Source organism: Citricoccus parietis (genome assembly GCF_042433045.1).
In the GTDB taxonomy this organism is placed as follows: Bacteria; Actinomycetota; Actinomycetes; order Actinomycetales; family Micrococcaceae; genus Citricoccus; species Citricoccus parietis.
The window spans coordinates 22994-43599 of the sequence record NZ_JBHLWH010000047.1; the positions used below are offsets into that span (position 1 = coordinate 22994).

Here is a 20606-nt window from a genome sequence, read left to right on the forward strand (position 1 = left end):
GGGCGCACGGCGACTGCATTTCCTGATTATTCTCATGGCGTCAAGGGAATACCGACGGTTTTTCCAGTGTTTGTTCAGAGGTTAAAGGGCGTCCTCGGACTTCGGATCCCGCACCCTGACCAGCAGGGCCATGCCGGCGATCAGCACCAGCAGGATGGCAGGGACCATATACCGCGAGTCACCGGTCAGGGCGATCCCCACGGAGATCAGGGCCGGGGTCAGGAAGGACACCGCCCGCCCGGTGGTGGCATAGAGGCCGTAGATCTCCCCCGCCCGCGCTTCCGAGGTCAGCCTGCCGAGGAAGGACCGGGACGAGGACTGGACGGGGCCCACGAAGAAGCACAGGAGCAATCCGAAGATCCAGAAGGCCGTGGTCCCGTTGAGGAAGAAGATGATCCCGGCGGTGACGATCAGCCCGACCAGCGACCCCATGATGACGCGCTTCGGCCCGATCCGGTCGTCGATCCAGCCACCGGCGAAGGAGCCGACGGCGGCGACCACGTTGGCGGCGATGCCGAAGATGAGGATGTCGGCCGGGTCCACGCCGTAGACCGTGGTGCCGAGGATGGCACCGTAGGCGAAGACCGCGCTGACGCCGTCACGGAAGACGGCCGAGGACGCCAGGAACCAGAAGGTGTTGCGCTGATGCCGCCACAGTCCCAGGATGGTCCGCCAGAGACGGCGGTAGGACTCGAGCAGGCTGACCTTCTCTTCCTTGCCGGAGCCCCGGTGTTCAGGGGTGCTGAAGAACAGCGGCAGGGCGAAGGCGATGAACCACAGGGCTGAGAAGAGGGCCACCACACGGATGTTCATCGCGTCGTCATTGGTCACCCCGAGCCAGTGCGTGTCCCCCGAGATGAAGCCCACGTAGAGGATGAGCAGCAGGAAGATCCCGCCCACATAGCCCGCACCCCAGCCGATGCCGGAGACCTTACCGATGGTCTTCGGAGTGGCCACCTGCAGCAGCATGGCGTTGTAGTTCACCCCGGCGAACTCGAAGGCCACATTGGCGGCGGCGATCAGGACCACACCGAGCAACAGGTATGCCTCGTCCGGGCGGACGAAGAAGCACAGGGCCGTGAGCAGGATGACCACACCGGTGTTGATGCCCAGCCACAGCTTGCGCCGACCGCCCCGGTCCGAACGCTGGCCCATCACGGGAGCCGTGAGTGCCACCACGATTCCGCCGATCGCGTTGGCCGCGGTGAGCCACTGCGTGCCCCGGTCATCCGGCCCGAATGAATCCGAGGCCAGGTATGTGGCGAACACGAACGTCACCATCACCGCGTTGAAGGAGGCAGAACCCCAGTCCCACAGCGCCCACGCGGTGACGTGCTTGCGGTTCAGCGGGCGGTCGATTGGGCCGGCGTCCGCCATGGCCGCGGGCGACGCCGGTGCGTTGGGTGTGCTCATGCGGGCATGCTACTTGGCTGCCGGGGCCTGACCGTGAACGGCCGGCGTCGACGCGACGGCATTCCCGCCGCGTGGCCTCCACATCAGTTGCTGGATTGCACCCCGGTGTTGCGGTCTAGCACCGAGACGTCCTCAACAACTGGTGGTTGGCCACCACCCCGGTCCACCGCTGACCGAACCGCAGTTGTCCACAGGTTGTCCGGTCTGGACCTGCAAGACCTTCCACCGGACCACGATGGCTTCATGGTCCATCGACGCGCACTGCCGGAACCGCTGCAGCACACGCCCTTCACCCGCGCTGAGGCACGTCGCCACGGTGTCAGCAGGAAGCGTCTCGAGGCACGGGATATCGTTCGCCTCGGCCACGGGTTGCTGGCGTCCTCGTCGGTTGACACCGGATGGCCCGCCGGCTTCGACGAACCCGGCCACGGAATGGGTCGGCTGTCCCTGGCCGCGCTGGCACGGCAGTTTCCGGATGCCGTGTATTCCCACGGCACCGCCGCCCTCGTGTTCCGCCTGCCCCTTCCGGACATCGTCGCCTCGGACAAGACGATCCACCTGACGTGGTGTAGCGGGACTGGTGCCGCCCAGCGCAAGGGCATCACGGCCCATCGCTCACCGGTGCCAGAAGAGGATCGGGTGCAGTTCCGGCGGCTGCCACTGACCAGCCCGGCGAGAACCTGGGTGGACATGGCCAGTCTCCTGGACCTCACCGACCTCATCATCCTGGGGGATGCCATCGTGAACAGACCGTGGGACCAGGATCGGCGCGTTGATGGCTTGGCAACCCTGGCTGGGTTGTCCGACGCGCTACTCAGGGCAGGCTCGGTCAAGGGAGTCCGCGATGCCCGGGCCGCGCTGGCGAGATGCCGTGTCGGCGCCGACTCGCCACCGGAGACGTTGACGCGGCTGGCACTGGTGGATGCAGGCCTTCCCGAACCGGTCGTACAGCTCAAGGGGGATCCCAGCGACCGCTTTGCCCCGACGGCAGACCTGGGTTACCGAGATCAGAAGATTGCCATCCAGTACGACGGAAAACACCATCGCACGGCATCACAGCAGGCCTCCGATGCCTACCGAGACGCGTGGTTCCAGGAACGCGGATGGCTCGTGATCCGGCTGACGTCGCTCGACCTCGGCCAGGGTTTCAGTCGCTTGATCCACGTGGTTCGCCGCCGGTTCGAGGCTCACGGCAACTCAGCCACGGCGTAGGGCACCGCTGTTGGTGATCAGTTGCTGGATTCGACCCCCATGACCGGGTCAAGCACTGGGCACAGATTCAGCAACTGATCCACAGCTGGCCAGGCGACCGCCCTCAGCGTTCGATGATGGTCCGGTGGAAGTTCTGGTGCGAGCGGGACGCCGTGGGGCCGCGCTGTCCCTGGTAGCGGTTCAGGTAGGGGCCGGAGCCGTAGGAGTGCTCGGCCGGCGAGGACAGCCGGAAGAAGCAGAGCTGCCCGATCTTCGAACCGGGCCACAGCTTGATCGGCAGGGTCGCCATGTTGGACAGCTCCAGCGTCACATGCCCGGAGAAGCCGGGGTCGATGAAGCCGGCGGTCGAGTGCGTCAGCAGGCCCAAGCGGCCCAGCGAGCTCTTGCCCTCCAGGCGCGCGGCGATGTCGTCCGGCAGGGTGACCTGCTCATAGGTGGAACCCAGCACGAACTCCCCCGGGTGCAGGATGAACGGCTCCTCGGGGTCCACCTCGACCAGCCGGGTCAGTTCGTCCTGCGGTTCGGCCGGGTCGATGTGCGCGTACTTGTGGTTGTCGAAGAGCCGGAAGAACCGGTCGAGGCGGACGTCCACGCTGGAGGGCTGGACCATGTCCAGGACCAGCGGGTCCAGCTGGATACGTCCGGCGCCGAGTTCGGCCCTGATATCGCGATCTGAGAGAAGCACGTACCCAAAGTAGCGCAGGGCACACCATGGTGCAGAAGCAGTGAAGAAGCCATGCAGAAGCGGACACCGCCTGGGCTCCGTGTCCGGCAGTGACCTGCGGGGGAATCCGTGTAAGCTAGACTGCGCGTGACAGGCCGACCAGGCCATGTCCTGCGGGCGTAGCTCAATGGTAGAGCGCTTGCTTCCCAAGCAAGATACGCGGGTTCGATTCCCGTCGCCCGCTCTCTTTCTGCCCGGGGTGCGCCCGATCCGGCCGGATCCAGCCTCAGGGACGGAACCGCAGGGGAAGGGGATGCCGGTGCTGGAGGTCATCTCCGGATTCACGGTCGTCTGGGTGATCATCCTGGTCGGCTACGTCACCGGCCGTTCCAAGGTCCTCGGTGACCACGGTCAGCCGGTCCTGTCACGCCTCGCCTTCTTCGTGGCCAGCCCCGCACTGCTCTTCGACACGCTCTCCGCCGCTGACGTGCAGTCCGTGCTGGGTCCGCAGCTGCTCGTAGCCGGCATCTCCGCCTTCGCCGCCGCCGGCCTCTACCTCCTGCTGGCACGGTTCATCCTGCCGAAGCGCGACGGCTCGGAGACCGTCATCGGCGCCCTGAGCGCCTCGATGGTCAACTCCGCCAACCTCGGCATCCCCATCGCCGCCTACGTCCTCGGCGACGCCGCCCTCGCGGCCCCGGTGCTGATCTTCCAGCTCGCCATCTACACCCCTATCTACGTGGCGGCGATGGACTCCACCACCCTGGCCGAGGCCCGCCGCCGCGCGGATGCGGGAGGCCCATCAGGGCACGACGCCGGCCGCTCGCCCGGTCCGAAGCGTCCGCCCAACCGGTGGGTCGCCTTCTGGCGGCAGGTCGGCCACATCGCGGTGAATCCGATGATCATCGGCTCGGTGCTCGGACTGGTCTTCTCGGCGACCGGGTGGGTCCTGCCGGAGCCGATCGCCGAATCCATCAGTTTGATCGCCGGGGCATCCATCCCGGCCATGCTGCTGGCGTTCGGCATGTCCCTGGTGGGTTCCAAGCCCTTCGAGAAGGCCGCCGGCCGCCGGCCGGACGTGGCACTGGCCTCCGCCATCAAGCTGCTGGTCCATCCGCTGCTGGCCTGGGTCGTGGCCGGGCCGCTGTTCGGGATGGAGGGCAATGAGCTGCTGATCGCCGTCGTCCTGGGCTCCCTGCCCACGGCGCAGAACGTGTTCGTCTCGGCCTCCCGCTATGAGACCGGCATGGTGGCCTCGAAGGACACGATCCTCATCACCACCATCGTGGCCATCCCGGCCATGATCGCCGTCGCACTGATCTTCGCCTGAGCGAGTTCGTGTTCGGCCCGGTTCAGCCTCTGACGCCGCGGCGACGCGCGGCCTTCGCCCCGGGCCTCCGCAGGCCACCAGGACCAACCCCAGCAGCACCACGTGGATCGCCGCCGCCCGCAAGCGCAGCATCCAGGTCACCAGCACCGCCGTCAGGACCACGCCCAGTTCGAGCACGATGATCACCGGGGCGATGTGCAGTGCCTCGCTGGCCTCTTCCATGGCGTAGCGGATCTGCCCCAGGGTCATCCCGGGCACGGCCGCCAGCGGGTTCCACACGAGGATCTGCAGTGCCGCCACGGTCGCATAGGCCACCACCACGCAGAACACCACGACGGCGGCGTAGCGCTGCGACGAGTGCATGCGGCCCATCCTAGGATGGCAGTCATGCCAGAGGTCAGAGACGACACCGCCACCACCGACGGTCGGCCGGCGCAGGACGGATCCGGAGGACGAGACGCCGGTGCAGCGGGGAACCGCCGCGGGCGAACACTGGGCCCGGCCTGGGCCTGGTGGGGCGGCGGAGCCGCGTTGGCGCTGGCGGCCGGGGGGATCGCGATCGCCACGGTGAACACCACTGTTTACTCCCCCGAGACCCAGGTCGAGGACTACCTGGCAGCGCTGACAGCCGGCGAGGGCGGGACCGCTGTGGCCCTGGCCTCCGGTGACGGTGCCGCTGGTACGCCAGCCGAACTGGCGCCCGGCACGGCCACAGACCTGCTGCAGGGCGAGCCGCTGATCTCCGGCATGGCAGCCCTCGGAGACCTCACCGTCTCCCGCGGTGAGGACACGCCGGACGGCCGGTCAACGGAGGTCCTGGTCGGTTACACCGTGGACGGCGAGGAGCACAGCACCACCTTCACGGTGGAGAAGACCGGCCGCGACTGGCTCTTCTTCGACCGGTGGCGGTTGGCGGAGGTTCCCGTGCAGTCGGTCCAGGTGGTGCCGACGCAGTTGCCGCCCGAAGCCGCGTCCGGTCCGCTGACCGCCTCAGTGAACGGCGTCCAGGCACCCCTGGTGGCCGAGCAGGAGGAGACGCCCGGACGGACCTTCGCGGTACTGCCCCCGATGGTGGTGGAGGTCGGCTTCGAGAGCACCTACCTTCAGGCCCCGCCGGCCCGGCTGGTCGTGGACCACACCGCAGCCGAGGGCGCGGACACCGAGGCCGGCAGCACCGACCCGTCGGCAGGTTCCCTCACGTTGGACCTGGCGCTGCAGTACACGGACGCCGTCTCCGCCGAGGTCAACGAGCAGCTGGACCGCTTCCTCTCCGGATGCACGGAGCAGAAGGTCCTCAACCCCGCGGGTTGCCCCATGGGTTATGACACGGTGAACCGGATTCCGCCGGAGTCGATCACCTGGTCCATGGCCGGCGACCCCCGGGCCAGCGTGCACGAGCTGCCTGCCGAGGGCGACGATCCCACGGCGGTGGCACCACTGGAGGCGGAGGCCATCCTGTCCCTGAGCGAGATCGACCTGGTGACCGGGGAACAGCACACGGTCGAGCACCGCGAACCGTTCACGCTGGAGGCCGACCTCACCGTCACCCCGGACTCGGTGCGCTACACGCCGAACGTTCCCTGACGCCGGCGGGCACCCCGGCGGGCACACCGACAGGAAACGACAGGTAGACGCCGGCAAAACAACGGGACCGCACCTCTTCCCCGGGACTTTCGACGCCGCTACGGTGGTCGCACCAGATGCGCATGACGGAACGGTGTTCATGATGCGCAACGTCTGGCGAGGCGGTCCGGCCGTCGCCGCGGCAGCCTCCCCGCCGCCCACAGCGCCCAGAGGATGAACCCATGCAGAACACCCACCCCAACGTCCCCTCGATTGACCAAGAGGACCGCACCGTCCCGATCAACCTCCGGCAGTCCGGTCCGACCCCGGTCCAGATGCTGATCGACACCCGCGTCCGCAAATCGCCCTATTGGCATCTGTCCATGGAGGCCGGCTGCTGGCGGGCCTCCGTCTACAACCGTATGTACCACCCGCGCGGCTACGTCCGGCCGGAGGACGGCGGGATGATGGCCGAGTACGACTCGCTCGTGAACCACGTGACCCTGTGGAACGTGGCGGTGGAACGCCAGATCCGGGTCCAGGGTCCCGGCGCCGAGGACTTCGTGAACTTCGTCATCACCCGTGACGCCACCCGGATCCCCGTCATGCACGCCCGCTACGTGATCCTCTGCAATGAGCACGGCGGGATCCTCAACGATCCCGTCCTGCTCCGCGTGGCCGAGGACGAGTTCTGGTTCAGCCTCTCGGACTCCGATCTGCTGTTCTGGCTCCAGGGCGTCAACGTCGGCCGCCGGTTCGACGTGGACATCCGTGAGATCGACGTCTCCCCGGTGCAGATCCAGGGTCCCAAGTCGGTGGACCTGATGGCCGACCTCTTCGGCCCGGCCGTGGCCGAACTGCCGCCCTACGGACTGCTGGCCGGTGACGTGGGCGGCTGCCCCGTCATCGTCTCCCAGACCGGTTTCAGCGGGGAGAAGGGCTACGAGATCTACCTGAAGGACTCCACGCTGCACGCCGAGACCCTGTGGAACACGGTCCTGGAGGCCGGCAAGCCCCACCAGCTGGCCGTCGTCGCCCCGGCGCACCACCGCCGGATCGCAGCCGGGATCCTGTCCTGGGGCCAGGACATGGACCAGGAGACCCTGCCCTTCCAGGCCAACCTCGGCTACCAGGTCCCCCGGCAGAAGGCCGCGGACTACATCGGCAAGGCTGCCCTGGAGGAGGCCCGGCGCCAGCTCGAAGCCGGCACCCCGCCCTACACCCACCAGCTGGTGGGTCTGCGGCTGGGTGGCAAGCCCATCGAGGACTATGCGCCGGACTTCTGGCTCATCAGCCCCACGCACGACGGCGGTCCGGGCGAGCCGGTCGGCTACGTCACCTCCCCCTGGTTCTCGCCGGAGCTCGGCCAGAACATCGCCATGGGCTATGTGCCGGTGGACTTCACCGGGGTGGGGACCCAGCTGTGGGTCCAGCTGCCGGACGAGTACTCCGATGTCCCCGGCAGCCCCGTGGCCGCCGAGGTGGTCGAGGTCCCCTTCCGGCCCTCCGTCAACCCGAATCAGCGCGAGATCCTCCGCCAGCGGGGGCTGGATGCCGCCGTTTGAGGATGAGGGCGGTGTCCGGCCCGGGCCGGACACCGCCGAGGTCACGGAGGTCAACGTGGCCTCCCCAGCCGTCGCCGCGGAAATCGCCACGGAGGTCAGCGAGAACGGAGGTGGCGCCTCCGGGGTGCAGTCCGTGGACCGGGCCGCCACCGTCCTGCAGATCCTCGCCCGGGAAGGACGGGCCGGGGTCAGCGAGATCGCTGCGGAGATGGGGATCCACAAGTCCACGGCGTCCCGCCTGCTCGGGGCCCTGGTGGCCCGGGAACTGGTGCAGCAGGACCGGGACCGGGGCAAGTACCAGTTGGGCTTCGGCATCCTGCGCCTGGCCGCCGCGATCCCGGGGCGGCTGAACCTCGTCCAGGAGGCCGGCCCCCTGCTGCAGGACCTCGCCACCGCGGTGAAGGAGACCGTGAACCTGGCCGTGCTCCGCTCCGGCTACGCCGTCAACGTGGACCAGGCCCTCGGCCCGTCCACGCTGGCCACGCAGGACTGGATCGGCAGCCTGACGCCATTGCACGCCACGGCCTCCGGCAAGGTGCTGCTGGCGGCCCTGTCCACGGAGGACCGCCGGCAACTGCTGCAGGGCACCCGCCTGCCGCGGTTCACCTCCCGGACCATCACGTCACGGGCCAAGCTCGAGGAGGAGTTGCTGCAGGCGGCGCACGCCGGGCACGCCGTGACCCGGGAGGAGTACGAGATCGGGCTGTCCTCGGTGGCCGTCCCGGTCCGCGACCACCGGGGCGCGGTGATCGCGAGCATCAGCGTGTCCGGCCCGGCCTTCCGGTTCTCCCCCGACGGCGATCCCTCGGTGCTGGAGGCCCTGCACCGGACCGGCCTGGCCGCCAGCCAGCGGATGGGGTACTCGGCCGGCTGACCCGGCCTCACCCGCGGAGCCGGGTCCCCTCCGGGTCCACCAGGGGCTCGGCGTTGATCGTGGCGGGCACCATCCGGTCGAAGTACCGGATCTCGACGGCGTCCCCCACCTCCAGCTCCCCGGGCAGCCAGGCATAGGCGAGGGGACGATGCACGGTGTATCCGTAGGCCGCGCTAGTGGTGTAGCCGACGGGGTGGCCGCCGGAGAAGACCGGCTCGGAGCCCAGGACCACCGTGGTGGCGTCATCCACCGTGAGGCAGCGCAACCGGGGCCGTGCGGCCAGCTCCTGACCGCGGAGCCGTTCCACGGCCTCCCGGCCGACGTACCCCTCCTTGGCCGCCCGGACCGCGAAGCCGAGTCCGGCCTGGAACGGGTCATGTCCGGTGTCCATGTCGGCCCCCCAGGCCCGGTACCCCTTCTCCAGCCGCAGGCTGTTGAACGCCCCCCGCCCGGCGGCCACCGCCCCGAGGCCGCGTCCGGCCTCCCAGAGGGCGTCCCACAGGGCGAGACCGTCAGCGGCATCGGCGTAGATCTCCCAACCCAGTTCGCCCACATAGGAGACCCGGAGCAGGCGGACCTCGATCCCGGCGATCGAGGTGCGGGCCATCCGGAAGTAGCGCAGACCGTCGTCGGACAGGTCCTGGGCCGTCAGCGGCTGGACGAGGTCCCGGGCGTGCGGCCCCCAGACGCCGATGCAGCAGGTGCGGTCCGTGATGTCCTCCACCCGCACCGTGCCGTCCGCCCAGTCCGCCGCCTGCTGCTCGAGGTACCGGGCGTCGATCCCGCCGTTGGCCCCGAGCTGGAACACGTCCTCGGCCACCCGGGCCACGGTGATGTCGCTGCGGATGCCGCCGGCCTCGTCCAGCATCAGGGTGTAGGTGACGGCGCCGACGCGCTTGTCCATGGGCGTGGTGGTCACCCGCTCCAGCAGGCCCAGGGCCCCTGGACCGGAGACCTCCAGGCGCTTCAGCGAGCACAGGTCATACAGTCCCACGGCGGTGCGGGTGGCGTGGGCCTCCGCCGCGGAGATCGGAGAGTCGAAGCGGCCGGCCCAGGAGTCCCGTTCCGGGGGCCGCCAGTCCGCGGGCAGCTCCTCCAGCAGGGGCCGGTTGGCCTCGAACCAGTGCGGGCGCTCCCAGCCGCCGGACTCCAGGAAGACGGCCCTGAGCTCCACCTGGCGGGCGTGGAACGGGGCCAGCCGCAGGTCTCTCGGGGAGAGCCGCGGCTCCAGCGGATGCTTGATGTCATAGACCTCCACGAAGGCCTGCTGCGCGGTCTCCAGAACGTAGTCCGGCTCCAGTTGCACCCGTTCGAACCGGGCCAGGTCCAGCTCGCGCAGGTCCGTCTCCGGCTGCCCGTCCACGAGCAGCTCGGCCACGGCCTTGGCGACGCCGGCCGAATGCGTCACCCACACGGCCTCCGCCAGGTAGAAGCCCCGCAGCTCCCTCGACTCCCCCACGAGCGAGCCGCCGTCCGGGGTGAAGGAGAAGATCCCGTTGAAGCCGTCCTGCAGGGTGGTCTCCCGCAGCGCCGGCAGCAGCAGCCGGGACTGCTCCCACGGCCCCTCGAAGTCCTCCGGGGTGAACGCCAGTTTGGACGGCATGCTCCCGCTCGGGCCGCCCGGCCCCTCAAGGTCCGGCAGCTCGTCATAGCGGGCGGGCATCGGCCGGTGCGCGTAGGACCCGATCCCGATCCGGTTCCCGACCTGCCGGAAGTACAGGTCCTCGCCCTGGTGCCGCAGCATCGGCAGGCGCGCGGTGTTCCCGGTCCCGACGACGGCGCCCTCCGCTGGGGTGCCCCGGTCACCGCGCGGTTCGCTCCCGGCGCCCTCGGTCCTACCAGCCCCACCGGCCCCCCTGGCCGTCCAGGCCGTCCAGGCCGCCAGGGCGGGCACCTCGGTGGTGGTCACGTACTGGTGCGCCAGGGGCACCAGTGGCACCGGCACCCCGGCCAGCTCACCGACCTGCGGCCCCCAGAACCCGGCGGCGTTGACCACCACGTCTGCACCGAAGACCGAGTCCCCGGCGCGCACCCCGGTGACGCGGCCGGCGTCGTGCTGGATGGCGGTGACGGGGACGCGTTCGAGGAAGCGGGCCCCGCGGGCCTCGGCGCGGGCGCGGAGCAGCTCGACGGCCAGGACGGAGGAGGCCAGGCCGTCGGTGGACAGGTGGAGGGCGCCGAGGATGCGGTCGGCCTCCAGCAGCGGGTGCAGGGCGGCCGCCGATTCCGGGTCCAGCACCGTGGCCTCCAGCCCCCAGGCCACAGCGAAGTTGGCGCGGCGGTGCAGTTCGGCGAGGCGTTCGGCAGTGGTGGCCACCTCGAGGCCGCCGACCGGGTTGAACGCGGATTCCCCGGTACGGGGGTGGATCAGCGAGGCGAGCTTGGTCCGGGTGTAGGCGGCCAACCGGGTCATGGCCCGGGAGGGGTTGGTCTGGAAGACGAGCCCCGGGGCATGGGACGTGGAGCCGCCGGTGAGCGGGATCGGCCCCCGGTCCAGGACGGTGACGTCCGCCCAGCCGCGCGCGGTGAGCTCATCGGCCAGGTTCGCACCGACGATCCCGGCGCCGATGATGACGACCCGGGGGGACTTCGAGAGTGTGTTCATGTTCCGCATCCCTCAACAGCGTTCACGTACTGCAACCGTGAACCCCCGGTGAGGGATGCGTCAAGGAATCCCGGCGCGGAGGCCGGGAGCGATTTACGGGGAGGGATTCAGTGGGCGCCGCGGTCGGACAGCGACTTGCCCCAGGCCTCGATGGCCTCCCAATTGCGGAAATCACCGTACTGGCCCTTGACCAGCTTGATGCTCAGCTTGTCCAGGAAGCCGAGCTTCTCCTCCGTCAGGGCGCCGCGCAGGTAGGCGGTGTCCCGGGGCCCGTAGGAATCGATGGTGGCCTGCAGGCGCGGGTTGATCGAGGGCGCGGCGCCGGAGGCGAGGATGAACAGGGACTTGTCCGCCAGCTCGGCCCGGTGGGTGTCCAGGAACGCCTTGCCGGTCTTGTCCAGCGCATCACGGTAGATCGGCAGGGCCACCACCACGGCCTCGACCGTCGCGAGCCACTTCGGGGCGTCCTTCGGGTGCTCCACCACGGTGGTCACGCCCTTGTTCACGCGCAGGACCTTGGCAATCCGTTCGGCGATCTCTCGGGTGGATCCGTGCTGTGAGGAGGCTACAACCAGGGTGGTCATGGGACATCTGCCGCCTTCGGGTGTCGGGTGCGGTGCTGGCGCTTGTCAGTGTATCCCGCGCAGGTCCAGGTCCAGACGGGTCTCCGGAACCGGACCGGATGCAGCGGGGCCGGTCTCGGTCGATGCCGCGGACTCAGTCGTGGTCTCCTTTGCGCCGGCTCCGGCGTGCACCGTCACCGGGATGCCCCAGTCCTGCTGGTAGAGGTGGCAGGCGGCGTGGTCCGGAATCGGCTGGCCCGCCTCGCCGTCGCAGGAGGCGGCGCGCGCGGTGATGTGCAGGACGCCCTCGGCCACCTCCGGGTTGATCCGCAGGGTGCGGTGCAGTCCGGTGGAGGTGCCCTCGCCGCCCAGGAGCAGGTTCTCCGGGGAGGAGGAGATCTTCAGCTGCGTGGGGTCGCCCCAGCGGTCGTCCAGCTTCTGCCCGGTGGGGGCGGCGAAGGACACGGCCAGCTCCACGTCCCCGGCGGCGATGGCGGTCCGGGGACGCTGGGTCTGCAGCGCGCCCTCGTCCACCTGCAGGTACTCGTCCGGCACGGACAGCCGCACCAGCTGGTGGGCGTTGGTCTCCACCACCACGATCGAGGCGGGGTTCCCGTCGGCGTCGGGTTCGACCAGGATGTCCGAGGGCTCCTTCAGGCCGCGGGCCACGGTGGACACCTCGGCCTCGGTGGCGCGGCCATCAGCGGCCACCCCGGCCGGGGCGTACCGGCGGATGGCCCCGTTGTAGGTGTCCGCCACCAGCACGGAGCCGTCCGGCAGTGCGGCCACGCCCAGCGGGTGCTGGAAGCGGGCCTGCTCGGCGGCCCCGTCGCGGAAGCCGAAGTCGAACAGGCCGGTCCCGACGGCGGAGCTCACCTGGCGCTCCCGCGCTTCCGCGCCGGTGGCCGGGGTGATGGAGCGCAGGGCGGAGGACTCGGAGTCGGCGAGCCAGAGGGTGCCGTCGGCGGACTCGGCCAGCCCGGAGGTCTGGGCGAACCAGGCCTCGGCGGGCCCCCCGTCCTCGAGGCCCTCCAGTCCGGTGCCGGCGTAGACCGCCAGGTCCCCGGTGCGCGGATCGAAGCTGAAGATCTGATGGGTGCCGGCCATGGCCACGATGAGGGTGTCCTCGGTGGTGGACCAGAGCACGTCCCACGGGCTGGACAGGGAGGTCTGCAGCGGGTCGGTGCCGAAGGGCTCGAGGGAGACGGCCGCCTCTCCGTCGGCGGCGTCGGGATCGGCTGCGGCGCGGGCACGCTCCGGGTCGATCAGCCGCTGCACACCGTTGCCGGCCAAGGTCCGGACGGAGCCGTCGGCCAGTGACAGGCCGCGCAACCGGTGGTTGACGGTGTCCGCCACCACCACGTCGTAGCCCACCGCGGTGGCGACGTCCTCGGGCAGCAGGGTCAGCCCCTGGGGCTCGTTGAAGAGAGCCGCCTCCGGGCCACCGTCCGTGATCCCCTTGGTGCCCTCCCCGATGGTGCGCAGCACGGTGGTCAGGTCCTCGGCCAGCTCCACGAGACGGTGGTGGCCGGTGTCCGCCACCAGGAACGTGCCCGGCTGCGAGCCACGGGCTCCCAGGGCGATGGCCTTGCCGGGGAACTTCAGGTCCCGGGCCACCGGTTCTGGCGGGACGTAGGGGCCGTTGCCGCGGTGCAGTGTCCCCTTGGCCTCGTGCTCGGCCACCAGCTCGTCGACGAGGGAGGTCAACCCGGCCACATGGCCCTCGCCGGAGAGGTGGGCGGCGATGTACCCCTCGGGGTCCACCACCACCAGGGTGGGCCAGGCACGGGCCGAGTAGGCCTGCCAGGTGGTGAGGGTCGGATCGTCCAGCACGGGGTGCTGGACGTCATAGCGTTCCACGGCGGCGGCGAGCGCGTCCGGGTCCGCCTCGTGGTCGAACTTGGGCGAGTGCACCCCTACGGTCACGAGCACGTCATGGAACTCCGCCTCCAGGGGCCGCAGTTCGTCGAGTACGTGCAGGCAATTGACACAGCAGAAGGACCAGAAGTCCAGGATCACGATCTTGCCGCGCAGGGACTCCAGGTCCAGCGCCGTGCCGCCGGTGTTCAGCCAGTTGCGGCCGACGAGCTCGGAGGCGCGGACGCGGGACGAGGCCCGCGGGGTGATGACGGCCGGAGCGGCATCAACGGGGGCTGCTGTGGTGACCGGCTGGTCGGCAGAGGTGCTCATGGGCTCCATTCTCGCCCCGGTCTCACCCCGGTGGCCAACGCGTGAAGTCATACAACGCCCACGGCTGAATCCACGACTGGCGGCTACCTCGTCTGCCGGGCTCGCCACCGGGTGTCCCGAGTTCAGCCGTGGAGATCTTCCGCGCGGGCACGCGACTCTAGGGAGCCGATCAGGCGATGCACAGAAGCAGCACCTGAACATCGGGAGAATACGGACGTTTGATCGTTACCTTGACGCCACCTGAGTGCTACCTCTTGGTCCGGAAAACGCCCTCGATGCCGCGTGTCACGGGGCTTTTGAGGACTTTCCCTCCGGTTGCACTGTTCTTCACCGCACCGTGACAACACCGACACCACCGCTTTCTAGTCTCGAGAACGGCACGGAGGGGGTGCCCATCGATCCGGCGGATCCTTCGCCTTCTGGTCGTCTTCTCCCGGATTCCGGGAACACCGCTCCGCGCCGCACCCTGTCCGCTTTCGACTCAAGTCATCCACGCTCGACATCACTTCACCTTCGATTCCACGATGGAGATCTCCATGCGCAAGAACACCCTGCACCGCGGTGCTGCGGGACTGCTGGCAGCGGCCGTGGTGGCCGGCGCCGGCATGGCCCCGGTGCACGCCGATCAGGCGGATGAGCAGTCCGGCCCCAAGAACGTGATCTACATGATCGGTGACGGCATGGGCTACAACCACGTCGCCGCCACCAACTTCTTCGAGACCGGCCAGTCGCAGTACCAGATCGACCGGAACGCCGAGACCGGCGAGACCACCGCCCATGAGGGCGAGCCGGTCCAGGTCTACGAGCAGGACGACTTCAACCTCGTGGGCCAGACCCACTACCCGGTCAACTCGGGCTACGACCCAGAAAAAGCCTGGAGCGACTTTGACTACGTGAACCACGGCGTGACTGATTCGGCCGCCTCCGGCACCGCGATGGCCACCGGTCAGAAGACGGTCAACGGCCGGATCAACCTGGACGCTGACGGCAACCATCTCAAGACCATCTCCGAGCAGGCCCACGAGGTGGGCAAGTCCGCCGGCGTCGTGTCCTCGGTGCAGTACAACCACGCCACCCCGGCCTCCTTTGCGGCCCACAACATCGACCGCAACAACTACCTGGAGATCGGCACCGAGATGATCGACGCCGAGTACCTGGACGTCATCATGGGCGCCGGCCACCCGATGTACGACGACAACGGCGAACAGCGCGATCCCGTGTACAACCACATCAGCGAAGAGGACTACCAGCGCGTTGCGGGCGGCGAGACGGACTGGGACTTCATGGACACCCAGGCCGATTTCGAGGCCCTGGCGAACGGCGAGGTGGAAACGGACCAGGTCTTCGGCCTGGCCCCCGTCGCCACCACGCTGCAGCAGGCCCGCGAGGGCGAGGGCGAGCTGCCCGGCGAGGCCCCGTTCAACGAGAACGTACCCGATCTGCCGACCATGACCGAGGGTGCCCTCAACGTCCTGGGCCAGGACGAGGACGGCTTCTCCGTGATGATCGAGGGCGGTGCCATCGACTGGACCGGCCACGACAACGACTCGGTCCGGAACATCGAGGAGACCCAGGACTTCAACGCCTCCGTGGAGGCCGCCGTGAAGTGGGTGGAGGAGAACTCGAACTGGGAGGAAACCCTCCTGGTCGTCACCGCCGATCACGAAACCGGCTACCTCTCCGGTGTGGATTCCGATCCCGACTTCACCTCCATCGCCGGTGAGACCGGGCAGGTGCCGGACCAGGACTGGTACTCCGGCAACCACACCAACCACCTGGTCCCGGTCTACTTCCGTGGCGCGGGCTCCGAGCAGATCATGGAGCGCGCCACCGGCGAGGACCCCGTCCGCGGTTCCTACATCGACCACACCGACGTCGCCGATCTGTTGATCAATGACTTCTGGGCCACCAGAGACGGGGAGCCGTCCGAGGGGGACATCCCGGTGGAGGCCGAGGTCCCCGGCCTGCCAGGCGAGGGCGAGGATCCGCAGGAGCCAGGCAGCCTGGCCCTGTCCATCGCCCCGGGCACCGCAGCCCTCGGCGAGCAGCGCAACGCTGGTGACCGCCTGCGCCTGTCCGGCGAGCTGCCGGCTCTTTCCGTGACGGACACCCGCGCCGAGGCCGAGGGCTGGACCGTCTCCGGGCAGTCCTCAGAGCTGGCCGATGGCGAGGCCACTGTTGAGGCCTCCTACCTGGGCTGGTCACCGCACCTGATCGAGTCCACCAACGGCGCCACGGTCGGCGAGCGGGTTCAGACCCAGCTCTCCGGTGGCGAGGGCCTGGCTGCCCCGGCCACCCTCGGATCGGCCGACGCCGAGAACCGCCTCGGCACCACCGAGCTGAGTGCAGACCTGGAGCTCGAGCTTCCCGTGGACACGGAGGCCGGCAGCTACCAGGGCGCCGTCTCCATGTCCCTGTTCCCGGTCGACTGATCGGCTGAACAACAGACCGCCGTTTCACGAGGTGGCCGGTGCGAATCCCCGCACCGGCCACCGCCGGCCCTCACGGGTCATCTGGGGCATCACCGGAAATCAAGTTCGCAACGACACCAAGAACGGAAGTCGCATCACCATGAACTCGACACCCTCTGCCCGTCAGACAACGAAGCAGGACATCCTGTTGAGGCGCTCGGTCGCCATTGCGGCCGGCCTCACCCTCGTTACCACCGGCGGCATCGTCGCCCCCGCCGTGGCGGCCCCGTCCCAGGCGGCGGACACCTACGCCGCCGCGGACACCGCCCAGACATCCGCCGAGGACGCCGGCACCGCCTGGGACGAGCAGGCCTACCGCGGCTCCGTCCACGTGGAGCCCGGCTCCGGCGCCGCCGAGGACACCCTCGACGGTACGGTCTTCGACGATCTGGACCAGGACTCCCGCCAGGACTCCGATGAGCCCGGTATCGAGGGCGTACAGGTCTCCAACGGCCGGGACATCGTCACCACGGATGCCGAGGGCGACTACGAGCTGCCGGCCTTCGACCACATGACCGTCCACGTGACCCAGCCGTCCGGCTACCAGGTGCCGATGGACGATGACAATGTGGCGCAGTTCTTCTACAACCACTCCCCGGAGGGCTCCCCGGATCTGCGCTATGGCGGCATCGAACCGACTGGCCCGCTGCCCGAGGCGGTGAATTTCCCGCTGTCCGCCTCCGAGGCCACCGCGTCCTCCGAACAGCACTGCGTGATCGGCGGCGACATCCAGACCTATGACAAGAACGAGGTGGAGTACGCCCGTGCCGGCGCCTTCGCCGATCTGGCCCAGCGCGACGACTACGCCGGCTGCGGCGCCCTGTTCGTCGGGGACAATGTGGGCGACGACCTGTCCCTGTACCCGGACGTCAAGGACCTCGCCTCGATGCTCAACGGTCCCGCGCGCTTCCTGCCCGGCAACCATGACCTCGACTTCGATGCACTGGAGGGAAAGCACGAGTTCGACACCTACCGCTCGCACTTCGGCCCGGAGTACTACTCCTACGATGCCGGTGACACCCACGTGGTCACCCTGAGCAACATCCAGTACCCCACGCAGGTCCCGGCCGCGAAGGGCGACTACACCGAGGGGATCGACGAGCAGCAGATGGAGTGGCTGCGCCAGGACATCGCCAACACCCCGGCGGACAAGGCCATCGTCATCGCCTCCCACGCGCCCCTGGCCGACTTCCAGGACACGCAGGAGCGAGTCGACGGGATGCCGTACCTCCAGGAGATCTACGAGATCCTCGAAGGCCGTGAGGTCACCGCGGTGTCCGGCCACATGCACCGCACCGAGAACCTCCGCGAGGGCGACCGCCTGGCCGCCTGGGAGAACCTCTTCGGCGAGCAGGGCCTCCCGTTCACCCACCTGACCGTGGGCGCGATCTCCGGCGACTGGTATTCCGGCCGCCAGCTCGAGGGCGGCTACCCCACCGCACTCCAGGGTGACGGCGGCGTCCCCGGGGTCGTGACTTTGGACATCGACGGCACCGAGGTCGTCGACCGCTTCACCCGCACCAACGGTGACAACGAGGACCAGATGTCCCTGTCCCTCAACACCCCGGCCTACCGCGAGTGGTACGAGGCCAACATCGAGAACGGCGGCGAGGCCGAGGAGCTGGAGAACCCGAACGCCGTTCCGGCCGAGGACCTGGGCGAGACCTGGCTGACCACCAACTTCTGGATGGGGTCCACCGGCTCGACCGTGGAGGTCTCGGTGGACGGTGGCGAGCCGGCCGAAGCGGAGCGCACCCAGCAGATGCTGGGCGAGGAGCGCCTCACTGGCGCCGAGGTCTCAGACCCGGCCGCGGTGCAGGAGCAGCTGGTCCACGGGGGCAGCCCGGCCAACAGCTCGATGCACATCTGGCGCCTGCCGCTGCCTGCCGATCTGGAGGCGGGTGAGCACACCGCCGAGGTGACCGCCACGGACGTGCACGGCCGCGAGTTCACCGAGACCCTGAGCTTCACCGTCGGCGGGTCCGAGGGCGGCGAGTCCGGCGGGGACATCCCGGTCGAGGCCGAGGTCCCCGGTCTGCCCGGTGACGGTGGCAACGGCGAGGACGGCGCCCTGGTGATGTCCGTGACCCCGGGCAGCGCCGAGCTGCAGGACGCCGAGACCGCCGGAGACCGCGTGGCAGTGGCCGGCGTTCTGCCGACCGTTGCCGTGACCGACACCCGCGCCGAGGGCAAGGGTTGGGAGCTCTCCGGCCAGGCCGGCGACCTCAGCGCCGGCGAGGCCGAGATCACGGCCTCACATCTCGGCTGGAGCCCGGCCGTGGTCTCTTCCACGGGGGGTGCCACCGCCGGCGAGCCGGTGGACACGGAGCTCTCCGGCGGCACCGGCCTGGCTGAGCCCGCACTGCTGGGTGCCGGCGACGCCGAGACCCGCCGGGGCACCTCTGAGTTCGGCGCTGATCTCCTGCTGGAGGTCCCGGTGGACACCGAGGAGGGCTCCTACAGCGGGAACCTGTCCATGTCCCTCTTCCCGATCGACTGATCACCGCATCTCCGCCGCACGACGCCGGCCGGGACCTTCCGCAGGGGAGGTTCCGGCCGGCGTCGGGCACCGGGGCCGACGAAGCGGCCCTCCCTGAACCGCCTCCGACCCGACCGAACGGCCCGTCATGACTCTCCCAGCCCCCACCCACTCGACTCGCCGCCACCCCCTCCGTGCCAGGATCGCCCGCGCCTTCGGCGCCGCCTCCGCTGCCGCCGCGCTGACCGCCACCCTGACCGGCGCGGCCCAGCCGGACATGCCGTCGGATGAATCGGGCGTCGACTCGGGCCGTTCCACCACCGGTGAGGAGGTCGTGTGGTCGCTGACCCCCACGTCCGGGAGCGACGGCGAGGACGCCGGCGGGGACCGGGTCTCCTTCCGCTTCGAGGTGGACCCCGGGCAGAGTGTCGAGGACGCCGTGGAACTGACGAATCACACCAACCGGGAGATCACCTACGATCTGACGGCCTCGGACGGCGTCGTCGGTTCCACCGGCGCCTTCGACATGTTGCCGCCCAGCGTGGAGTCCGAGCGCACCGGGACCTGGATCGAGCTGGTGGAGGATTCCGTCACCGTCCCCGCCGGCGAGTCCGTCGAGGTTCCCTTCACCCTGACCGTGCCGGAGAGCGCCACCCCGGGCGACCACCCCGGCGGGATCGCCGCCTCGGTCAGCCCCGAGGACGCTGCCGGCGATCAGGTCTCCACCGTGGCCCGGGTAGGCGCGCGCGTCCACTTGCGGGTGGCCGGCGAGATCAAACCCGTGATCGGGCTGACGGACCTGCAGCTGGACTACGAACAGAACTGGAACCCCTTCGCCCCGGGGACCCTCACCGCCCGGTGGACCACCGAGAACCCCGGCAATGTCCGGCTCGGCTCAGCCCAGGACCTCACGGTGGGCGGACCCTTCGGCTGGTTCGCCCAGACCGAGCCTGCCACGGAGATCCGCGAGCTGCTGCCCGGCCAGGTGGTCGAGCTGGAGATGTCCACGGAGGCCTGGCCGCTCTTCGTGGACGGCGCCGAGGTGATCTCGACTCCCTCCGTGGTCGGCGAGGACGAGGTGGAGGCGGAGCTGGAGCGGACGGCGGTCACCGGCACCACCATGGCCCTGCCGATCCCCCAACTCATCCTCCTCGCCCTGCTCGTCCTGCTCGTCTGGTGGCTGGCCACCCGGCGACGCCGGCGCAAGGCCGCTTTCGCGGCCGCCGTGGAGAAAGCCGCGCAGAAGAAGGCCACCCAGCAGCCAGCAGCGGATACGCCGACGGACGAGGGGGATCAGACGGACCAGGCACTCGAGGGGTCCTCGGAGCAGGCCTCAGAGCCGCCCCGCGAGAGCGTGTCCTAGCCCGTCCTGGGGCCGGGTTACTCCTCGTGACCCTGGTCCCGGCTCATCTGGCCGTCGGCGGGCGGCGTCTCCCCCGGCGGCACGCTGCCACCCCGGTCCAGACCGGTGACATTCTCCTCCGCCGGGTCCGGGTTCGCGGACTCGGCCTGCTCCTCGGAGTACGTGTCACCGTCCTCCTCGGCCGGCTTCCCCGGCTGGTTGGCGGCACCGGTGACCCCGCGCTGAGGCTGCTGGGTGCCCTGCCGGTCGAGTTCGCTGGTCTCCGTGTCCCGAAAGCTGTCATCGGGTTGTGGCTGGGTCTCGCTCACGGTGTG

At 69.5% G+C, this 20606-nt stretch carries 14 protein-coding genes and 1 tRNA gene; 9 read left to right on the top strand and 6 right to left on the bottom strand.

Annotated elements, in window-relative coordinates:
• Positions 1-81: 81 nt before the first annotated feature.
• Positions 82-1413 carry an MFS transporter gene (locus tag ACFFIO_RS16290; RefSeq protein ID WP_378043476.1) on the bottom strand — a complete coding sequence of 444 codons (1332 nt, stop codon included), beginning with the start codon at positions 1411-1413 and terminating at the stop codon, positions 82-84.
• 243 nt (positions 1414-1656) lie between these two features.
• Here ACFFIO_RS16290 and ACFFIO_RS16295 point away from each other — a divergent pair, with 243 nt between their 5' ends.
• The gene (locus ACFFIO_RS16295; protein WP_378043478.1) at positions 1657-2625 is read left to right on the top strand and encodes a hypothetical protein; all 969 of its coding nucleotides are present in this window, start codon (positions 1657-1659) and stop codon (positions 2623-2625) included.
• A 103-nt stretch (positions 2626-2728) separates the two neighbouring features.
• Here ACFFIO_RS16295 and dcd read toward each other — a convergent pair whose 3' ends face one another.
• Positions 2729-3310 (bottom strand): dCTP deaminase, encoded by a 582-nt coding sequence (gene dcd / locus ACFFIO_RS16300; RefSeq protein WP_378043480.1) that lies wholly within the window; start codon positions 3308-3310, stop codon positions 2729-2731.
• Positions 3311-3462: 152 nt separating this feature from the next.
• Between dcd and ACFFIO_RS16305 the strand changes: the two genes are divergently transcribed.
• From ACFFIO_RS16305 to ACFFIO_RS16325, 5 genes are all read left to right on the top strand, one after another.
• Positions 3463-3533 (top strand) — tRNA-Gly (locus ACFFIO_RS16305).
• Between the two features lie 75 nt (positions 3534-3608).
• Positions 3609-4619, top strand: a complete 1011-nt coding sequence (locus ACFFIO_RS16310; protein ID WP_378043671.1) for an AEC family transporter — start codon at positions 3609-3611, stop codon at positions 4617-4619.
• A gap of 387 nt (positions 4620-5006) precedes the next feature.
• Complete coding sequence (locus ACFFIO_RS16315) at positions 5007-6203, top strand: hypothetical protein (RefSeq protein WP_378043482.1); 1197 nt, start codon at positions 5007-5009, stop codon at positions 6201-6203.
• A 221-nt stretch (positions 6204-6424) separates the two neighbouring features.
• A complete protein-coding gene (locus ACFFIO_RS16320; RefSeq protein WP_378043484.1) occupies positions 6425-7747 on the top strand; it encodes a glycine cleavage T C-terminal barrel domain-containing protein in 1323 nt (440 codons plus the stop codon).
• Positions 7734-8621 (top strand): IclR family transcriptional regulator, encoded by an 888-nt coding sequence (locus ACFFIO_RS16325; RefSeq protein ID WP_378043486.1) that lies wholly within the window; start codon positions 7734-7736, stop codon positions 8619-8621. Before ACFFIO_RS16320 ends, ACFFIO_RS16325 begins: the two co-directional genes overlap by 14 nt.
• A gap of 7 nt (positions 8622-8628) precedes the next feature.
• Here ACFFIO_RS16325 and ACFFIO_RS16330 read toward each other — a convergent pair whose 3' ends face one another.
• The 3 genes from ACFFIO_RS16330 to ACFFIO_RS16340 form a co-directional block, all read right to left on the bottom strand.
• Positions 8629-11226, bottom strand: coding sequence for a GcvT family protein (locus tag ACFFIO_RS16330; RefSeq protein WP_378043488.1), 2598 nt, complete (start codon positions 11224-11226; stop codon positions 8629-8631).
• A 107-nt stretch (positions 11227-11333) separates the two neighbouring features.
• Positions 11334-11810 carry a flavodoxin domain-containing protein gene (locus tag ACFFIO_RS16335; protein WP_378043490.1) on the bottom strand — a complete coding sequence of 159 codons (477 nt, stop codon included), beginning with the start codon at positions 11808-11810 and terminating at the stop codon, positions 11334-11336.
• A 45-nt stretch (positions 11811-11855) separates the two neighbouring features.
• Complete coding sequence (locus ACFFIO_RS16340) at positions 11856-13979, bottom strand: NHL domain-containing thioredoxin family protein (RefSeq protein ID WP_378043492.1); 2124 nt, start codon at positions 13977-13979, stop codon at positions 11856-11858.
• A gap of 536 nt (positions 13980-14515) precedes the next feature.
• Between ACFFIO_RS16340 and ACFFIO_RS16345 the strand changes: the two genes are divergently transcribed.
• From ACFFIO_RS16345 to ACFFIO_RS16355, 3 genes are all read left to right on the top strand, one after another.
• Complete coding sequence (locus ACFFIO_RS16345) at positions 14516-16411, top strand: alkaline phosphatase (RefSeq protein WP_378043494.1); 1896 nt, start codon at positions 14516-14518, stop codon at positions 16409-16411.
• Between the two features lie 139 nt (positions 16412-16550).
• Positions 16551-18950 (top strand): calcineurin-like phosphoesterase C-terminal domain-containing protein, encoded by a 2400-nt coding sequence (locus ACFFIO_RS16350; protein WP_378043496.1) that lies wholly within the window; start codon positions 16551-16553, stop codon positions 18948-18950.
• Positions 18951-19077: 127 nt separating this feature from the next.
• Positions 19078-20292 carry a WxL protein peptidoglycan domain-containing protein gene (locus ACFFIO_RS16355; protein ID WP_378043498.1) on the top strand — a complete coding sequence of 405 codons (1215 nt, stop codon included), beginning with the start codon at positions 19078-19080 and terminating at the stop codon, positions 20290-20292.
• Between the two features lie 17 nt (positions 20293-20309).
• On the opposite strand, the gene ACFFIO_RS16360 is transcribed toward ACFFIO_RS16355, so the two are convergent.
• A complete protein-coding gene (locus ACFFIO_RS16360; protein ID WP_378043500.1) occupies positions 20310-20600 on the bottom strand; it encodes a DUF6480 family protein in 291 nt (96 codons plus the stop codon).
• Between the last annotated feature and the right edge of the window lie 6 nt (positions 20601-20606).

Excerpts from the sequence above, each read along its gene's own strand:
- ACFFIO_RS16320 (WP_378043484.1), top strand. The coding sequence starts at position 6,425 with ATGCAGAACACCCACCCCAACGTCCCCTCGATTGACCAAGAGGACCGC.
- ACFFIO_RS16345 (WP_378043494.1), top strand. The coding sequence starts at position 14,516 with ATGCGCAAGAACACCCTGCACCGCGGTGCTGCGGGACTGCTGGCAGCG.
- ACFFIO_RS16325 (WP_378043486.1), top strand. The coding sequence starts at position 7,734 with ATGCCGCCGTTTGAGGATGAGGGCGGTGTCCGGCCCGGGCCGGACACC.
- ACFFIO_RS16340 (WP_378043492.1), bottom strand. The coding sequence starts at position 13,979 with ATGAGCACCTCTGCCGACCAGCCGGTCACCACAGCAGCCCCCGTTGAT.
- ACFFIO_RS16335 (WP_378043490.1), bottom strand. The coding sequence starts at position 11,810 with ATGACCACCCTGGTTGTAGCCTCCTCACAGCACGGATCCACCCGAGAG.
- ACFFIO_RS16330 (WP_378043488.1), bottom strand. The coding sequence starts at position 11,226 with ATGAACACACTCTCGAAGTCCCCCCGGGTCGTCATCATCGGCGCCGGG.
- ACFFIO_RS16290 (WP_378043476.1), bottom strand. The coding sequence starts at position 1,413 with ATGAGCACACCCAACGCACCGGCGTCGCCCGCGGCCATGGCGGACGCC.
- ACFFIO_RS16350 (WP_378043496.1), top strand. The coding sequence starts at position 16,551 with ATGAACTCGACACCCTCTGCCCGTCAGACAACGAAGCAGGACATCCTG.
- ACFFIO_RS16295 (WP_378043478.1), top strand. The coding sequence starts at position 1,657 with ATGGTCCATCGACGCGCACTGCCGGAACCGCTGCAGCACACGCCCTTC.
- ACFFIO_RS16355 (WP_378043498.1), top strand. The coding sequence starts at position 19,078 with ATGACTCTCCCAGCCCCCACCCACTCGACTCGCCGCCACCCCCTCCGT.
- ACFFIO_RS16315 (WP_378043482.1), top strand. The coding sequence starts at position 5,007 with ATGCCAGAGGTCAGAGACGACACCGCCACCACCGACGGTCGGCCGGCG.